The following is a 1,104-nucleotide window of genomic DNA, read 5'->3' on the forward strand; positions in this document are numbered from 1 at the left end:
TCACGATGCAGGGTTGGCACACAACGTTTTTGGGGATGCGTGGGCTCCCCCGCGATATCAGCGACTTCGAGATGAAGGCATTTTTCACCTTCGATGGTGCCGAGCGCGACGCAATCAATGCACGCCGAGGTGATTCCCACAAGCTTGGTCTGGCGCTCCATATTGGTTTCCTGCGCATGAGTGGGCGTTTGCTCGGTGCCTTTCGGGTAATTCCAGTAGCCTTGTGGCGCCACCTTGGCAACGAGCTTGGCATTGCAGCACCAGAAGTCGCCTCGCTGAGAGCCATGTATGAACGCGGGCGCACGCTATTCGATCACCAACAAGTAGCCTGCACGGTCCTTGGATTCCAGTGGATGAGCGAGCACCAGCGCCGCTCACTGGTACGTGAACTGCGCGACGAAGTGGCGCGCTGCGCCGACCGCGATCAGCTACTCGTGCGGGCGCGTCAATGGCTGTACAAGAACAAGCTGGTGATCGTGCACGAGCGGGCAATTCGGACACTGATTGCGGCGGCACTTGCCCAGCTTGAAGTTGAAACAGGCACCGCCATCGCCGCCAGCGTTGATCCAGCAACACTTGATCGCTGGCGAGCCTCAGTTTCAGAGCTGCGCCCAGATGGACAAACCCAGCAGAGTTGGCTATGGGCTGCACCGGCGAAACACTCAACCCGCCAAATCAGCGAGGTACTGGAGCGCATCGACCTGCTTTACACGCTGGACGTTCATAAGCACCTGGCAGACATCCCCGATCTCATCTTGCGCCGCTACGCGCGCCGACTTGTCTCCAGGCCGCCCTCAGCCGGAGCCAAGATCAAAGAGCCAGCGCGCACCGTGGAGGTCGCATGCTTTCTTCGGTATTGCCTGTTCACCACCACAGACCAGTTGATCCTTATGGTGCAGCGCCGGATCGCCGATCTGTGGCGTCAGGCTGCCGCCGATGTCCCCGCTACCGTCAATTGGGCCGCAATGTACAAAACGCTGCTCGGCGAACTTGTTGCCTTGAGCGCGCAAGGTGCGGTGCCAGATGCTGAGTTGCGTGCCCGTCTTGAAGCCTTGATCACCGAAACCCAGAAACGCAAACCACCGAGCAGGGCCTCCCTGGTCC

The 1,104-nt window shown here is 59.8% G+C and carries 1 protein-coding gene; it reads left to right on the forward strand.

What is annotated here, in order from left to right; genetic code table 11:
- Window positions 1–5: 5 nt before the first annotated feature.
- Window positions 6–1,104: DUF4158 domain-containing protein (locus V8Z74_RS26175; protein ID WP_196734253.1), on the forward strand; the 1,099-nt coding region annotated here is incomplete at its 3' end.

The organism is Comamonas sp. w2-DMI (genome assembly GCF_040187735.1).
Taxonomy (GTDB): Bacteria; Pseudomonadota; Gammaproteobacteria; order Burkholderiales; family Burkholderiaceae_C; genus Comamonas; species Comamonas terrae.